The sequence below is a fragment of the Arthrobacter senegalensis genome, assembly GCF_059091765.1.
In genome coordinates this window covers 448,961-464,821 of record NZ_JBNHGZ010000003.1, presented here as the reverse complement: position 1 = coordinate 464,821, position 15,861 = coordinate 448,961, and the positions used below count along the sequence as shown (strand labels likewise).

Genomic DNA, 15,861 nt, shown 5'->3' with positions numbered 1-15,861 from the left:
GGCACGAGGCTGCCCGGTCCACACCTCCTGCGCCGGGCAGCGGCCTCAGCCGCGGTGGTGCCGTTCTGGTAAGTTCAATTCATGCCCAATATGCCCGCCCGGCATCTTGTCCGACGGGCCGGATTGTCTGGAGGAGCTGTGGGTCTTCGACCGCTGACGGAGAGCGAACGCACCACCGCCCGGCTGAAAGCGACGGCCGCCCGGGTCGAGCGCGCGGAAATCAAGGCCAAAGTGAAATCCGGCGCCATGACCGTCGCCGAGGTAATCGAGGCGGCCGGGTCGATGGAATCGGTCGGCCGGCTGCGCGTGGCCGACCTGCTCGAATCGTTGCCGGGCATCGGACCGGTCCGCGCCGCCGCCATTATGGAGGCGGTCCGCATCGCGCCCAGCCGCCGGCTGCGCGGGCTCGGCATCCACCAGCGGCGAGCCCTGATAGACCACTTGGAATCCCAGTAACAGATGGAAGATATGTCCGACAAACCCCGCCTGACCGTTCTCGCCGGCCCCACCGCCGTCGGCAAGGGCACCGTTTCCACCTATATCCGCGACAACTACCCCGACGTCTGGCTTTCCGTATCCGCCACCACCCGGGAACCGCGGCCCGGCGAGCAGGACGGCGTCCACTACTTTTTCGTCGGCCCCGAAGAGTTCGACCGCCTGGTGGCGGCGGGCGACATGCTGGAATGGGCCCTGGTGCACGGCCGGAACCGCTACGGAACGCTGCGGCGCACCGTGGAAGAGGCCATGGCAGACGGAAAGTCCGTGCTCTTGGAGATCGACCTGCAGGGCGCCCGGCAGGTCAAGCAGTCCATGCCCGATGCCACGTTCGTGTTTCTGGCCCCGCCCAGCTGGGAGGAAATGGTTCGCCGGCTGGTGGGGCGCGGCACGGAAACACCCGAGGAACAGCAGCGCCGGCTGGAAACCGCTAAACTGGAACTTGCTGCCGAGCCCGAGTTCGATTTCACCGTCGTGAATGACGATGTCAAGCGGGCGGCAGACGAGCTCGTTTCATTGATGGGACTTGTTCCGCACCCGCGCTGAGCGGGCCCCGAAGAACACGTCCCGGAACCCATTGGAGATTTTGTGTCGACCAACCTCGAAGGCATCATCAACCCGCCGATCGACTCCCTGCTGGAAGCAACGGATTCGAAGTACGCGCTGGTGATTTACGGTGCCAAGCGTGCCCGCCAGATTAACGCCTACTACTCGCAGCTGCACGAAGGCCTGTTCGAGTATGTCGGCCCGCTGGTGGATACGAAGCTGAACGAGAAGCCGCTGTCCATCGCACTGCGCGAAATCAACGAGGGCCTGCTGGTCAGCAAGCCCGTCGAAAAGGTTGCAGAGTAACCAGCGTCTAACACCGGGGCAGGCATGCGGATCATTTTGGGCGTAGGCGGCGGGATCGCCGCCTACAAGTCGGCATCCCTGCTTCGGTTGTTTAAGGAAGCCGGCCACGAGGTGACGGTGATCCCGACCGACGCTGCCGAGAAGTTCGTTGGCCGCGCCACCTGGGAGGCCCTCTCCGGCAACCCGGTGAGCAACAGCGTGTTCGATGCCGTCGAGTCGGTCAACCACGTCCGCCTCGGCCAGGAAGCCGACCTCGTGGTGGTATGCCCGGCCACAGCGGACCTGTTGGCGCGCGCCGCCGCCGGCCTGGCCGGCGACCTGCTCACCAACACCCTGCTGGTGGCCACCGCGCCGGTGGTCTTTGTGCCGGCCATGCACACCGAAATGTGGCAGCACCCGGCCACCGCGGCGAACGTGGCTGTGCTGCGGGCCCGCGGCACCACGGTGATGGAACCGGCGGTCGGCCGCCTGACTGGCAAGGACACCGGCCCCGGCCGGCTGCCCGAACCGGCGGACATCTACGACTTCATCACCGCCGCCCTCGCAGACGGGACTTTGCAACCGCGGACGACGGCGGAGGCCGGCTGGCCGGCGGATGCGTCAGCCCCCGCCCTCGCGGCTCCGGAACCCGGTCCGCTGGCCGGCAAGCGGGTCCTGGTTACCGCCGGCGGTACCCGCGAACCGCTGGACCCGGTGCGCTTCCTGGGCAACCGGTCCTCCGGCAAGCAGGGCGTGGCACTGGCCCGCGCCGCTGCGGCCGCTGGAGCGGAGGTTGAACTGATCGCCGCCCACCTTGAGGTGGATATCCCGGACGGGATCAAGTCCAGCTCGGTGGAAACGGCCCTGGACCTGCGTGAGGCGACGCTCGAAGCGGCGGCGCGCTCCGACGTCGTCATCATGGCAGCCGCCGTGGCGGATTTTCGTCCGGCTGAAGTGACCGACACCAAGATCAAGAAGCGCGACGACGCCGACGACCCCGTGATCACGCTGGTGCGGAATCCGGACATCCTGGTGGAGGTCGTGCAGCAGCGCGGCTCCGGCGAGGTGCCGCTGATTATCGGTTTCGCCGCGGAGACCGGCGACGACCGCGGCGACGTGCTCGACTACGCGCGCAGCAAGCTCGAGCGAAAGGGCTGCGACCTGCTGGTGCTCAACCGCGTGGGCCGGGACCTGGTGTTCGGGCAGGATGATACCGAGATCACGGTGCTGGCGCGCAGCGGCGTCGAACCGCAGACGCACCGCGGCAGCAAAGACAGCGCGGCCGCGGTGGTCGTCGAGCGCATCACCGCCGAACTCTCCCGCTGACACTGCGCGCTGACACTGCGCGCGGGCGCTTCCGGCCGGCCGCGGGAACCGGCCCGCCCGTGACCCCCTGTGTACTACCGTTTCGCTCCATGACCCGGCCTTTCGAGGCCGCCTCAACCGTTCCGTGGCGGTCCTCGCCAGCAAGTAAGGTATGTCTGTGACTTCTTCTGACAGCAATCTGCGGCTCTTCACGTCCGAGTCCGTGACCGAAGGCCATCCGGACAAGATCTGTGACCAGATTTCCGACGCCATTCTCGACGCGCTGCTGCGCGAGGATCCCGAGTCGCGGGTAGCCGTAGAGACGCTGACGACGACCGGCCTGGTACACGTGGCCGGTGAGGTCACCACGAAGGGCTATGTGGAGATCCCGCAGATTGTCCGCGACACCATCCTGGAGATCGGGTACAACTCCTCGGATAAGGGGTTTGACGGCGAGCGTTGCGGCGTGTCGGTTTCGATCGGGCAGCAGTCGCCGGAGATTGCCTCCGGGGTCTTTAACTCGTTCGAAACCCGCGAGGGGACCGGCATCGATGCGCGCGATGCCCAGGGTGCCGGTGACCAGGGCATCATGTTCGGCTATGCCAGCGACGAGACCGACGTCTTGATGCCCGCACCGATCTGGCTCGCGCACCGGCTGTCCGAGCGTCTGACCGAGGTGCGGAAGGACGGGACGCTTCCGTATCTGCGGCCCGACGGCAAGACGCAGGTGACCATCGGTTATGACGGCGACAAGCCGGTGTCGGTTAACTCGGTCGTGATTTCCAGCCAGCATGAAGGCGGCGTGGACCTCGAACACCTGCGTGCTGACCTCGCCTCGCGCGTGATCGAGCCGGTGCTTGCGGCCAGCTCCCTGGATGCCACCAACGTGCGCTACATCCTCAATCCGGGCGGCGACTTCGTGATCGGCGGGCCGGTGGGCGACGCCGGGTTGACCGGACGCAAAATCATCGTGGATACCTACGGCGGCATGGCCCGTCACGGCGGCGGCGCATTTTCCGGCAAGGATCCGTCCAAGGTTGACCGTTCCGCTGCCTATGCCATGCGCTGGGTGGCCAAGAACGTGGTCGCCGCGGGACTGGCCCGGCGCGCCGAGATCCAGATCGCGTACGCCATCGGGATGGCGCGGCCGGTCGGCATCTACGTCGAAACCTTCGGAACCGAGACCGTTGACCCGGCGCGCATCGCCCAGGCGATCGAGGAAGTCTTCGACCTGCGTCCGCTGGGCATCATCGACGACCTGCAGCTCAAGCGGCCCATCTACAAGCAGACCGCGGCGCACGGCCATTTCGGCCGCGAACATCCCGACTTCACGTGGGAGCGAACCGACCGGGCCGACGCGCTGCGCAGCTACTTCAACGCCTGAGCCTGATGGGCTCTGATCCGCACCAGCTGAGCCTGCTGCAGGGCTTCGGTGCCCCCAAGCAGGCGCCGGGTACCTCGCCGGCGGCGGCGAACGACCCGGTGGCGCAGGTGCTGATCGAAACGTCGCTGCCACATCTGGACCGGATCTTCGACTATCTCGTGCCGGAGAATTTGGACGACGACGCTGTTCCCGGCGCGCGGGTCAAGGCTCGTTTCGGCGGCCAGGAAATGAGCGGGTACATCACCCGCCGCACGTCGGAGGTGCCGGAAGGGGTCAAGCTGGCGCCCTTGGCCAAGGTGGTTTCCGCGCAGCCGGTGCTGACCGAGGAGCTGCTCCGGCTGGCCACGTCCGTGGCCGAGCGCTACGCAGGGAATGTCAGCGACGTACTGCGCGCCGCCATCCCGCCGCGCGTCGCCAAGGTGGATAAGGAATTCGCCGCCCGGGAGGCGGGCCAGTCGGCTGACCCGGCACCTCCGGCTAGCACCGGGCCTTCGGCCGGCCCGGCACTTTCGGCTGACCCGGCACCTCCTACTACCGCCGCGCCTCCGGCTACCGTGCCGGTCGCGGATGGCGCAGAGCGAGCCTTCGCCGGTTATGACGGCGCCGGCGAGTTTCTGGCCCGGCTGGCGTCGGGTGCGGCCCCGCGTGCCGTGTTGGCCAGCCACAAGTCCTACGGCCCTGCTTCGTGGACGGCCCAGGTAGCCCACGCCGTGGCGAGCGTACGGCAGAGCGGCCGCGGCGCCGTCGTCGTCGTCCCGGACGCCAAGGACCTGGCACGGCTGGAAGCCGAACTGGAGCGCGTCCTCGGCGCGGACCAGTATGTCCGCCTGACTGCCGAGGATGGGCCGACGCCCCGCTACCGGAACTACCTGCGGTTGCTGCATGGTGAGGTCTCGGTGGCCGTGGGGACGCGCTCGGCCGCCTTCGCTCCGGTGCAGGATCTGGGACTGGTAGCCATGTGGGACGACGGCGACGACCTGTTGCTGGAGCAGCGTTCCCCGTACCAGCATGCGCGCGAGGTGTTGTTGCTGCGCACGGCACAGGCCGGTTGCGCGGCCCTTTTCGCCGGTGTCTCGCGCAGCGGCGAAACACAGCGCCTGGTTGAGAGCGGCTGGGCGTCGGCGCTCACACCTGCCCGGCCGTTCGTGCGCCAGGCGACCCCGCGGATCCTCAACACGGCGGATTCGTTCCAACAGGAACGCGATCCCATGCTGCGCCATGCCCGCCTGCCGCATGCCGCGTGGCTCGCCGCCAAGGAAGGCCTGGAGCGCGGCCCGGTGCTGGTCCAGGTGGCGCGGACCGGCTTTTCACCTGCCCTTGCCTGCCAGGACTGCCGCACGCCTGCCAGATGCACCGACTGTAATGGGCCTCTAGCGCAGCCGGGCCGGTCCGCGGCGCCGGCGTGCCGGTGGTGCGGCCGATTGGCCACGAACTACTCCTGCCCCGAATGCGGGTCCCACAGGCTCCGGGCCTCTGCGGTCGGCGCCCTGCGCACGGCGGAAGAACTGGGACGTGCGTTCCCAGGGGCGACGGTCGTGTCTTCCTCGGGGGAACACATCAAGTCCGTGGTCGAGTCAAGTAAAGCCCTGGTGGTCGCAACACCGGGAGCCGAGCCGGTGGCGCCCGATGGGTACGCCGCGGCGTTGCTGCTGGATGGCAACGCCATGCTCAGCCGCGAGTCTCTGCGCACCCCCGAAGACGTGCTGCGCCGGTGGTTCCGCGCCGCGTCGTTGGTGCAGCCGTCGTCCGAAGGGGGGCTGGTGGTAGTCACCGCCGACCAAGACGCGGTTGTGGCGCCGTTGGTTCGGTGGGACCCAGCCGGCGCCGCAGCCCGGGAAATTCAGTTGAGGCGTGAGCTTCAGCTTCCCCCAGCCGTCAGGATCGCCGCGCTGACCGGGAAACCCTCAGGCATTGAAGCCTTCATGGCGGACTTTGAGCTCAGCGGCAGCCTTCGAAGCGTAGGGCCCGTTGAGCTTCCGGCCCGATCGGGGGAGAGCAGTGACCACCGCCTGCTGCTGTTCTTCAGCTATCAGGACGGACCCCGCGTGACTGCCGCGCTTCGTCACCGCAAGGCCGCGCTGTCCGCCAAGCGGGTCCCCGACCCGGTGCAGGTGCGCTGCGACGGGACCGACCTGCTGTAACCTTCCGCACGCACGGTCCGGCGCCGGGCGCGGGAGCAGGGGCTGCTTTTGTTTCCGCCGGCGGGGTGCCTGGTAGTGGTGGCGGGGTGGAGGTGTAGGTGTGGCCGGTGGGTGTGGTGGTTTCCACCGTGTGGTGCGGTCCGTCAAGGGTGCGGCTGGACCAGCCTTCGGCTTCCTTTGACAGGTTGCATTGTTCGCACAGCCCCTGGCCGTTGGCCATCGTCGTTTCGCCGCCTTGCGTCCAAGGCACGATGTGGTCGATGTGCCGGATCGGGGCGTCGCACCAGGGCCTGGCGCAGACCGCGTCGCGGGCGTGAATCATCCGGCGCATCCCGTCCGGGAATCTCCGTGCGGCCGAGTCCATCCCCAACAGCTGCCCGGTCCCCGGCGCGGTGTAAAGGCGGCGGACCCAGACGTCCTCCACGCTGGCCTGTTTCAATACCTTGGTGCGTTGGGCCTGCTCGCGGGCGGTCTTCCAGCCCGGTTCGGTCCCGGCCGGCGGCGCCTTCTGCCCGGCCCCGCCCCGCGGGCTGCCGCCGGTTGCTGCCAGTGCTGGCGCCGGTGCCGGCGGTTGCGGCGGGCGGGTGAGGTTGCGGGCGTAACCGGCCGGGACGATGCCGTGCCCGGTCAGCCAAACCGGCTCGGCCTCACCCCGCAGCAGGGCGCGGTCGGTCATCACCAACTGGATTTCCAGCCGGGCCGGGTCGGCGGTGCTGCGGCCGGTGACGCGTTCGAACACGGTATCGGCCATCATCTGGCCCCGCGACCGGGGGTCTCCCGTGCTGCGCAGCCGGTCCGCTTCCTTGTGCAGGGCGGCCATCACCGCCACCCCCTGGACGACCGGCAGCAGGGTCCGGACCGAGACCATCGTGTCGGGCTCGGGCCGGGAGGACACGTGCCGGTCCGCTTCGGCCTTCGCCGCCCGCTCCACCACCGAGCGGGGATCGAGCCGGTAGGCGAGGCGTTTGGCTTCGGCCCGCAGCGCCCGGTTCCCGAGCCCGTGCAGCCGGTCCCGGTTCCCGGCCAGTTCCCGGTCCACCCGGGCCCGGTGCTCCGGGGACAGGCAGCCGGTCTCCTGGGCCAGGATCTCGGCCCGGTATTCGTTCAGGTCCCCCGCGGCGAGGGCGGCCAGGGTGTGCGGCATCTGTGTGACCAGGGTCCGGGAGAGGTTCAGCAGGACCGCGGCCCGGTGCGGGGACTCGCGCCGGGCCAACCCGATCTGGGCGGCCACCCCGGCGCCCTGCCGGTCTTTCGGGATCCCGGCGGCGGCACGGCGGGCACGCACCGATTCCTCCAGCGCGACCTGCACCCTGGCCTGCGCGGCCGCGGCGGCAGCCTTCAAACCCTCCAGCGCCGTCAGCTCTTCCACCAGTTCCCGCTCCGACGCACCCACGTCGATGCCCTCGAGGGCAGCGGCAGCAGCGCGAACAGCGGCAGAATCCAGCGGTGCCGAGGCCGGGCAGGCGTCCAGCAACAAACCGCCGCCTGCAGACGATACTGCGGCGAGCGGGGCTGTGACAGGCGAGGCTGCGGCGGGCGATGCGGTGAGGGGTGATGCTGCGGCAGGCGAGGCTGGGGCGGGCGAGGCTGCGGCGCGCGGTGCGGTGAGGGGTGATGCTGCGGCGCCTGGCGCTGCGACAGACGATCTTGGGGCAAGCGCTGCTGCGGCGGGAGGTTCGGGTACGGCCGGGTCAAACATCTGAGCGTCTCAATCTTCAGCATGCTTACTGCATGGCCTCGACTACGAGCGGTCACGAACCCTGAACGGATCCGCAGACGCCACCGGCAAACACACTGCCCGGCGGCCAACGATGGTGCTGAACTGCTACTGAAAACAGACTATGCGCCGCCACTGACAGTTTCGGAGGACACGCAGCCTCCGCCTCAGTCTCCGCTGCGGTTGCGCCGCCACTGACAGTTGCGGAGCACGCGCCCTCGCTGCCGCTGCCGCTGCCGCTGCCGCTGCCGCTGCCGCTGCCGGTGACGGCGACGCTGCCGGCAGCACGCCAATTAGTGGAGTGGCCCTGACCGTCAGCGCCACATTGAGGCAGAAGTCCGCCGCCAGCAGCTCAACCCGCTTGCGAGGTGTGGGAAGGAGAGATCAGTCGAGGTATCGATCAGGCGCTTCCGGAACGACATCCACCGGCTTCTCCTCGGCTTGCGGCCACCAACTACCGGGACCGGCCCGCCGTTGTTCCAGCACTTCGTCGGCTGCCGGCCACCAAACTACCGGGACCGGCCCCGCCGTCGTTCCAGCACTTCCTCGGCGGCGGCGACCAGCTGCTTGGCCGACTCGTTCCAGTTGTAGGCCGCCGCTCGGCGGATGCTGGCCTCCGACGCCGCGCGGAAGGCACCGGGCTGGTCGAGCGCCGCTACCGCCGCTGCGAAGTCGGCGGGATCGTCCGGGTCCACGAGCGTGACGGCGCCGCCACCGACCTCGCGGAAGATAGGAATATCGCTGGCGATCACCGGTGTGCCGGCTGCCATGGCCTCGATCAGCGGCAGGCCGAAGCCTTCGTCACGGGAGAGGGTGACCAGCGCGGTGGCCCGTTGCAGCAGCTGCTGATACCCGTCGTCGGAAATCCCGTTGTGGAAGACCAGCCGGCGAGGGTCGACGGCCCGCGACTCCAGTTCGGCCTGCCGATCAGGACGCACCGGGCTGAGCAGATGGAGCCGGTAGTCCGGCAGCAGCGCCATGGCGTCAACGATGGTTTCAACGTTCTTGTACGGCATGAAAGAGCCCATGTAGAGCAGCGTCTTGTCGCGGCCGCCGGCGGGATCACGCGGCGCTCCCTGCGGCTGGGCGGCGTTGGAAACAATCCGGATCGGCCTGCGGGTGAGCCGGTGCCGTTCCATCAGCGCCTGCGTCGTGTGGCTGATGGTGGCCACCGTGTCCGCGCGGTTCAGCAGGAGGCGCTGCGGCCAGTAGGCCTTGTGGTAGAGCCGCCAGAGCCACTGCACCGGCTTGGGCAGGAAGCCCGGCGGTTTGGGGTGGGAGTAGTAGATCAGGTCGTGCAGCGTCAGGATCAGCCCGTATCTGCGGCCGAAGCTGCCCATGGTCTGCATCGGGCAGACGACGACGTCGGCGCCCAGCTTGTTCACGCGGCGCGCCACGAAGAGTTCGGCGGGGGAGAGGGGGCTGTTGATCTTGACCCAGGGCACGTCGGGCAGGAACTGCAGCTGCCGCTCGTCGTTGATCAGCATGCTCACGTCCGCCAGCCTGGACGCGGCCTCGATGAGGCTGGCGCCGTAGCGGCTGATGCCGTCCAGCTGGTCGGTTCGGGTGAACCGGGCGTCAATCAGGAGTTTCATGCACTCATTCCGTCGATGAAGTCCCGGATGAAGGCGGCCGCCGCTGCCGGGGTTTCGTAATGGATCAAATGCCCGACGGCGGGGATCACTTCCAGCCGGGAGTCCGGGATCATCGCCGCGAGCCTGCGCTGGCTGGCCACGGAACCGATGTCGTCCCGTTCGCCGGCGATCAGGAGGACCGGAAGCTCCAGCAGGCCGGCGACCTGCGCGACGTCGGCGGAGATGGACGCCCGGAAGGCCTCCAGCACCACGCGGCGGTTCGCGAACGCGCTGAAGTAGGCGTCGTGCTGCCCGTGGATGTAGGAACGCAGCTGCGGGTCGCGGGTCTTCGCCATCATGATGCTCATGCCCCGGACGATCAGCCGGTGGCGCAGCAGCCAGAGACCCGGCCGCTCGGGCAGCTTGGCCCCGGCGAAGTAGTAGAACCCGGCGAGCCGGGAGGGGATCGCCTTGGGTCCCTGCAGCGCGGGTTCGCTGATCGGGTTGACCAGGACGGCGGCCCGGAAGCTGCCCGGATGCGCCGCCAGGTAGTGACTCACCACGATGGACCCGAAGGAGTGTCCCAAGACGTAGGTGTCCGGGCCCAGCTTGAGTTCGCCGGCCAGGGCGTGCAGGAACCGGGTGTAACCCTCGATCCCGTGGCTGCCGGCAGTAAGCGGCTCCGATTCGCCGAAGCCGGGAAGGTCGGGGGCGATCACCCGGTAACCGGGCAGCCGGCTCACCACCAGTTCCAACCCGTGGTGATCACCGCGGAAGCCGTGGATGACCAGGAGGGTGGGCGCGCCGTCGTCGTCCGCGGGATATTCCCAGTAGCGCACCCGGGCGCCGTCGAGCAGAAGTTCGCGGCGCACCGCACGGTCGGCAACGGCGGTCACGCCAGGGTCCTTCCTGATTTCATGCCTTCGACTCTACCGACCTGCGGGCGCCTTGCCGCGCAGCGCGGCCGATGTTGCCCAGGGCCGACGACGGCGACCGCCGCGGGAGCGGCACAGGTAAGGACACAGCCGGGGGCCGGCATGGGACAGGCGCGGGGAGCAGATACGGAGGCAGGCGCCGGCTGGCACACGCCGCAAGCGGGCAGCACGCCGAACGACGGCGAGGGCTCGCTTGATTGACGCTGCCGTGCGCCGCCGGTTAGGTTCAACAGCAGCCGGGCACCGAGCCCCGGATTGGAGCGTGGAGGACACAGATGGCGGAGTTCGTGCTGGCGATCGACCAGGGGACCACCTCCACGCGCGCAATTATTTTCGACCACTCCGGGACGCCGGTCTCCACCGGCCAGCGCGAGCACCGTCAGATTTTCCCGCAGCCGGGCTGGGTCGAACACGACCCGCTGGAAATCTGGGACAACACCCGCGAGGTAGTGGGCACGGCGCTGTCCCGGGCCAGCCTGACCCGGCACGACATCGCCGCCGTCGGCATCACCAACCAACGCGAAACCACGGTGGTGTGGGAGAAGAGCACCGGCCGGCCGGTCTACAACGCGATCGTCTGGCAGGACGTGCGCACGCAGCAGATCTGCGACGAACTGGCCGCCGAGGGCGGCGTGGACCGCTTCCGGGAGCAGACCGGACTGCCGCTCGCGCCCTACTTCGCCGGCACCAAGCTGGCCTGGATCCTGCGCAACGTGGACGGGGCGCGGGAACGGGGCGAGGCCGGCGAGCTGCTGTTCGGCACCACCGACAGCTGGGTGCTGTGGAACCTGACCGGCGGGCCGGACGGCGGCACGCACGCCACCGACGTGACCAACGCCTCCCGCACCCTGTTCATGGACCTGCGCACGCTCCAGTGGGACCGGGGGATCCTGGACGCCTTCGGGGTGCCGGCCGCCATGCTGCCGGAGATCCGCTCCTCGTCCGAGCCCTATGCGACCGTGCACGGCTCGCAGCTGCTGCGGCACGTTCCGGTCGCGGGCATCCTCGGCGACCAGCAGGCGGCCACGTTCGGGCAGGCGGCCTTCAATCCCGGCGAGGCCAAGAATACGTACGGCACCGGGTGCTTCGTGCTGGTCAACACGGGCGAGGAGATCGTCAGGTCATCGCACGGCCTGCTGACGTCCGTGGGGTACCAGTTGGGCAAGGCGGCGCCGCACTATGTGCTGGAGGGGTCGATCGCCGTCGCAGGGTCGCTGATCCAGTGGCTGCGCGACAACCTGGGCCTGGTCTCATCCGCGCAGGAGGCGGAGCAGTTGGCGGGCACGGTCGAGGACACCGGCGGCTGCTACTTCGTGCCCGCCTTCTCGGGCCTGTTCGCCCCGTACTGGCGCCAGGACGCCCGCGGAGCGCTGGTGGGCCTGACCCGCTTTGTGACCAAGGCGCACATTGCCCGGGCCGCGCTGGAGGCCACGGCCTTCCAGACCCGGGAAGTCCTGGACGCGGTGAACGCGGACGCCGCGGTCCCGCTGACCGGCCTCAAGGTCGACGGCGGGATGGTCGCCAATGATGCGCTGATGCAGTTCCAGGCGGACATCCTGGGCGTGCCCGTGAGGCGGCCGCGTGTTACCGAGACCACGGCGCTGGGAGCGGCCTACGCCGCGGGCCTCGCCGTCGGATTCTGGGAGGACACGGAAAAGCTGGCCCGGAACTGGGTGCAGGACAAGGTGTGGGAGCCGCAGATGCCCGCGGAAGAACGGGAACGCAGGCTGCGTTTGTGGAAGAAAGCGGTCACCCGGACCTTCGACTGGGTCGACGACGATGTCCTGTGAACGTGCGGTAAAGTGGTCCCATGTTCGCACTGCTCCTTAGCTAGCCGCTGCCGCGGGGCCCAGGCCCTGCTTCAGCGGCCCGCCCCTCCGATGCCGAGGGGCTTTTGTGTGTCTAGGGGAGTCAGGCCAGTGCGCAGTACAGACAAAAGGACGAGGCAAGCACAGTGAGTACGCAGCCGGGAACGGAACAGCACGAGTACAGTTTCTCCGCCATGGAGGCCAAGTGGCCGGCCGTGTGGGAGCAACTTGATGTCTTCGCTCCCGCCGACGACGGTTCCCGCGAACGCCGCTACGTGCTGGACATGTTTCCCTACCCCTCCGGCGACCTGCACATGGGCCACGCCGAAGCCTTTGCCATGGGCGACGTGGTGGCCCGCTACTGGCGGCTGAAGGGCTACGACGTCCTGCACCCGATCGGCTGGGACTCCTTCGGCCTGCCGGCCGAGAACGCCGCGATCAAGCGCAACGCCCACCCCAGCGAGTGGACCTACGCCAACATCGATACCCAGGCGGCGTCCTTCAAGCGCTACGCGATCAGCGCCGACTGGTCGCGCCGGCTGCACACCTCCGACCCGGAGTACTACCGCTGGACCCAGTGGCTGTTCCTGCGGTTCTACGAGCGCGGCCTGGCCTACCGCAAGAACTCCCCGGTCAACTGGTGCCCGAAGGACCTGACCGTCCTGGCCAACGAACAGGTGGTCAACGGGGCATGCGAACGCTGCGGCACGCCCGTGACCAAGAAGAGCCTGAACCAGTGGTACTTCAAGATCACCGATTACGCCGACCGCCTGCTGGACGACATGGACGAGCTCAAGGGCCACTGGCCGGAGCGCGTGCTGGCGATGCAGCGGAACTGGATCGGCCGCTCCGAGGGCGCGCACGTCCGTTTCACGGTGGAGGAGGCGGGCGGACGCCCGGCCCAGGACGTCACGGTCTTCACCACCCGCCCCGACACCCTGAACGGCGCCACCTTCTTCGTGGTCGCGGCCGACGCGCACCTGGCGCTGGACCTGGTGGCCCCGGAGCACCACGATGCGCTGATGGCCTACCGGGAGCAGATTAAGGCACTCTCCGACATCGAGCGCCAGTCCACCGAACGCGAGAAGACCGGCGTGTTCCTGGGCCGCTACGCGATCAACCCGCTCAACGGCGAAAAGCTGCCGGTCTGGGCCGCCGACTACGTGCTGGCCGACTACGGGACCGGCGCCATCATGGCCGTCCCGGCGCACGACCAGCGCGACCTCGACTTCGCGAAGGCCTTCGACCTGCCGGTCCGCGCCGTCGTCGACACCGGGGAAGGGGATCCGGCCGAGACCGGGATCGCCACCAGCGGCGAAGGCACCCTGATCAATTCCGGCGAGCTGGACGGCCTGTCCAAGACCGAAGCCATCGCCCGCGCCATCGATCTGGTGGAGGCGGCCGGCACCGGCGAGAAGACCGTGAACTTCCGGCTGCGCGACTGGCTGCTGTCCCGGCAGCGGTTCTGGGGCGCGCCGATCCCGATCGTCCACTGCGACGAGTGCGGCGAGGTCCCGGTTCCCGATGACCAGCTGCCCGTGCGGCTGCCCGACGACCTGCGCGGCGAAGCCTTGTCGCCCAAGGGCACCTCGCCGCTGGCCTCCGCCGCGGACTGGGTCAACACCGACTGCCCGAATTGCGGCAAGGCCGCCCGCCGGGACACCGACACCATGGACACCTTCGTGGATTCGTCCTGGTACTACCTGCGCTTCGCCTCCCCGGACTACGCCGAGGGCCCGTTCGAGAAGGACGCCGCGGCCCGCTGGCTGCCGGTGGACCAGTACGTCGGCGGCGTTGAGCATGCCATCCTGCACCTGCTCTACAGCCGGTTCTTCACCAAGGTGCTCAAGGACATGGGCCTGATCGATTTTGACGAGCCGTTCCGTGCGCTGCTGAACCAGGGCCAGGTGCTCAACGGCGGCAAGGCGATGAGCAAGTCGCTGGGCAACGGCGTGGACCTGGGCGAGCAGCTGGACAAGTTCGGCGTGGACGCCGTGCGCCTGACCATGATCTTCGCCTCGCCGCCCGAAGACGACGTGGACTGGGCGGACGTCTCGCCCTCCGGCTCGGCCAAGTTCCTGGCCCGCGCCTGGCGGCTGGGACAGGACGTCGCCTCCGCTCCTGGCACGGAGTACGACGACGGCGACCGCGCCCTGCGCTCGGTCACCCACCGGACCGTCGCCGACGCGGCGGAACTGCTCGATGCCGGCAAGTTCAACGTCGTCATCGCGCGGCTGATGGAGCTGGTCAATGCCACCCGCAAGGCCATCGACGCCGGACCCGGTGCCGCCGACCCGGCGGTCCGCGAAGCCACCGAGGCAGTGGCCATCATCCTGAGCCTGTTTGCCCCCTACACCGCGGAGGACCTCTGGGCCCGGCTCGGCCACGAACCGTCCGTGGTCAAGGCGTCCTGGCCGGCCGTGGACGAGTCCCTGCTGGTGCAGGACACCGTGACGGCCGTGGTGCAGGTGGCCGGGAAGGTGCGCGACCGGTTGGAGGTGGCAGCCGACGTCGACGCGGACGAGCTGGAGAAGCTCGCCCTGGCCTCGCCGCAGATCATCCGGACCCTTGACGGCCGCGGAGTGCGCAAGGTGATTGTGCGCGCGCCGAAGCTGGTCAACATCGTGCCGGCCTGACCGGCGGCCCGGCCCCGATGAATTGGCTCGAGCACCTCGTACAGCGGTCCAAGCAGTTGCTGCACCAGCAGCAGCAGGCGCCTGCCCGGCCCGGGCAGCCGCCGCGGCACCGGGTCGCCGTCGTGACGGATTCGGCGGCCTCGCTGCCCGCGGACTGGGTCAACCAGCCGGACACGGCGGACTGGCTGCGGGTGGTGCCGATGCCGGTGATGATCTCCGGGCAGATTTACGGGGAAGGCGTCGACGACGTCGCGTCCGCCCTGGCGGTCGGGCTCGCCGAGGGGCGCGACATCAAGACGTCTCGCCCGTCGCCGGGGCTGTTGGAGCGGACCTACCGGGAGCTTGAAGACCTGGGCTTCGACGCGATCGTCTCCATCCACCTCTCGGCCGAGCTCTCCGGCACGATCGAAGCGGCAGGCTTGGCCGCCGACGGCGTGGGCATCCCGGTGGAAGTGGTGGACACGCGCAGCGCCGCTCTGGGTGAAGGATTCGCCGTCATTGACGCCGTCGTCGCGGCGCAGAGCGGTCTCGACCGGCAGGCCGTGACGGATCGCGCCAAGGCGGCCGCCGTGTGTTCGGACGTGTTTTTCTACGTGCCCAGCCTGGACCAGCTGCGCCGCGGCGGCCGAATTTCCGCCGCCTCCGGCCTGCTCGGCACCCTGCTGGCGATCAAGCCGCTGCTGGCCATCCGCGACGGTGCCATCCTGCCGCTGGAGAAGGTGCGCACCGCCGCCCGCGCCCAGGCCCGGCTGCAGCAGCTCGTGGTGCGCCGGATCGAGGAGCTCGACTACGAACCCCGGGTGGCGGTGCACTACTTCGGCAACGAAACCGAGAGCCGGGCCATCGCGGAAACCCTGCAGCAGTACCTGAGCGACGAGGTGCTGCTGACCCCGGTTCCCTCGGTCCTGGCCGCCCACACCGGCCTGGGCGTCGTCGCGGTGGTCGTCGGTCCGCCGACGCCGCCCCTGGACTAGTCGTTCCGGGGAACAACCTTTTGCTTACCTGCGGCACAACTCTCATATCGATACTCGTGTG

At 68.9% G+C, this 15,861-nt stretch carries 12 protein-coding genes; 9 read left to right on the top strand and 3 right to left on the bottom strand.

The genetic code is table 11. The annotated features are described in order from the left end of the window. Nucleotides 1-138: 138 nt before the first annotated feature. The 6 genes from mihF to AC5RVG_RS12275 all read left to right on the top strand — a co-directional run bounded on the left by mihF (nt 139) and on the right by AC5RVG_RS12275 (nt 6,156). Nucleotides 139-456, top strand: coding sequence for an integration host factor, actinobacterial type (mihF, locus tag AC5RVG_RS12300; RefSeq protein ID WP_493999796.1), 318 nt, complete (start codon nt 139-141; stop codon nt 454-456). Nucleotides 457-468: 12 nt separating this feature from the next. Next, on the top strand, nt 469-1,041 hold the full coding sequence (gene gmk, locus AC5RVG_RS12295) for a guanylate kinase (protein ID WP_493999795.1): 573 nt from the start codon (nt 469-471) through the stop codon (nt 1,039-1,041). A 42-nt stretch (nt 1,042-1,083) separates the two neighbouring features. Then, the gene (gene rpoZ, locus AC5RVG_RS12290) at nt 1,084-1,347 is read left to right on the top strand and encodes a DNA-directed RNA polymerase subunit omega (RefSeq protein ID WP_493999794.1); all 264 of its coding nucleotides are present in this window, start codon (nt 1,084-1,086) and stop codon (nt 1,345-1,347) included. Nucleotides 1,348-1,371: 24 nt separating this feature from the next. After that, nucleotides 1,372-2,652: a bifunctional phosphopantothenoylcysteine decarboxylase/phosphopantothenate synthase gene (locus tag AC5RVG_RS12285; RefSeq protein WP_494014042.1), complete on the top strand. Its 1,281-nt coding sequence runs from the start codon at nt 1,372-1,374 to the stop codon at nt 2,650-2,652. Between the two features lie 157 nt (nt 2,653-2,809). After that, the gene (gene metK / locus AC5RVG_RS12280; protein WP_493999792.1) at nt 2,810-4,015 is read left to right on the top strand and encodes a methionine adenosyltransferase; all 1,206 of its coding nucleotides are present in this window, start codon (nt 2,810-2,812) and stop codon (nt 4,013-4,015) included. Between the two features lie 5 nt (nt 4,016-4,020). After that, the gene (locus AC5RVG_RS12275) at nt 4,021-6,156 is read left to right on the top strand and encodes a primosomal protein N' (protein ID WP_494014041.1); all 2,136 of its coding nucleotides are present in this window, start codon (nt 4,021-4,023) and stop codon (nt 6,154-6,156) included. On the opposite strand, the gene AC5RVG_RS12270 is transcribed toward AC5RVG_RS12275, so the two are convergent. The 3 genes from AC5RVG_RS12270 to AC5RVG_RS12260 form a co-directional block, all read right to left on the bottom strand. Continuing rightward, complete coding sequence (locus tag AC5RVG_RS12270; RefSeq protein WP_494014040.1) at nt 6,038-7,633, bottom strand: HNH endonuclease; 1,596 nt, start codon at nt 7,631-7,633, stop codon at nt 6,038-6,040. The genes AC5RVG_RS12275 and AC5RVG_RS12270 overlap by 119 nt on opposite strands. 749 nt (nt 7,634-8,382) lie before the next feature. Then, complete coding sequence (locus AC5RVG_RS12265) at nt 8,383-9,468, bottom strand: glycosyltransferase family 4 protein (protein WP_494014039.1); 1,086 nt, start codon at nt 9,466-9,468, stop codon at nt 8,383-8,385. Beyond that, entirely contained in the window at nt 9,465-10,343 is an 879-nt protein-coding gene (locus tag AC5RVG_RS12260) for an alpha/beta fold hydrolase (RefSeq protein ID WP_494014038.1), read from the bottom strand. Before AC5RVG_RS12260 ends, AC5RVG_RS12265 begins: the two co-directional genes overlap by 4 nt. A 314-nt stretch (nt 10,344-10,657) precedes the next feature. Between AC5RVG_RS12260 and glpK the strand changes: the two genes are divergently transcribed. The 3 genes from glpK to AC5RVG_RS12245 all read left to right on the top strand — a co-directional run bounded on the left by glpK (nt 10,658) and on the right by AC5RVG_RS12245 (nt 15,800). Beyond that, nucleotides 10,658-12,172 (top strand): glycerol kinase GlpK, encoded by a 1,515-nt coding sequence (glpK, locus tag AC5RVG_RS12255; RefSeq protein ID WP_494014037.1) that lies wholly within the window; start codon nt 10,658-10,660, stop codon nt 12,170-12,172. Between the two features lie 164 nt (nt 12,173-12,336). Next, nucleotides 12,337-14,826 carry a leucine--tRNA ligase gene (gene leuS, locus AC5RVG_RS12250; RefSeq protein WP_494014036.1) on the top strand — a complete coding sequence of 830 codons (2,490 nt, stop codon included), beginning with the start codon at nt 12,337-12,339 and terminating at the stop codon, nt 14,824-14,826. 17 nt (nt 14,827-14,843) lie between these two features. Further along, nucleotides 14,844-15,800: a DegV family protein gene (locus AC5RVG_RS12245; protein WP_494014035.1), complete on the top strand. Its 957-nt coding sequence runs from the start codon at nt 14,844-14,846 to the stop codon at nt 15,798-15,800. The last annotated feature ends 61 nt before the right edge of the window (nt 15,801-15,861 follow it).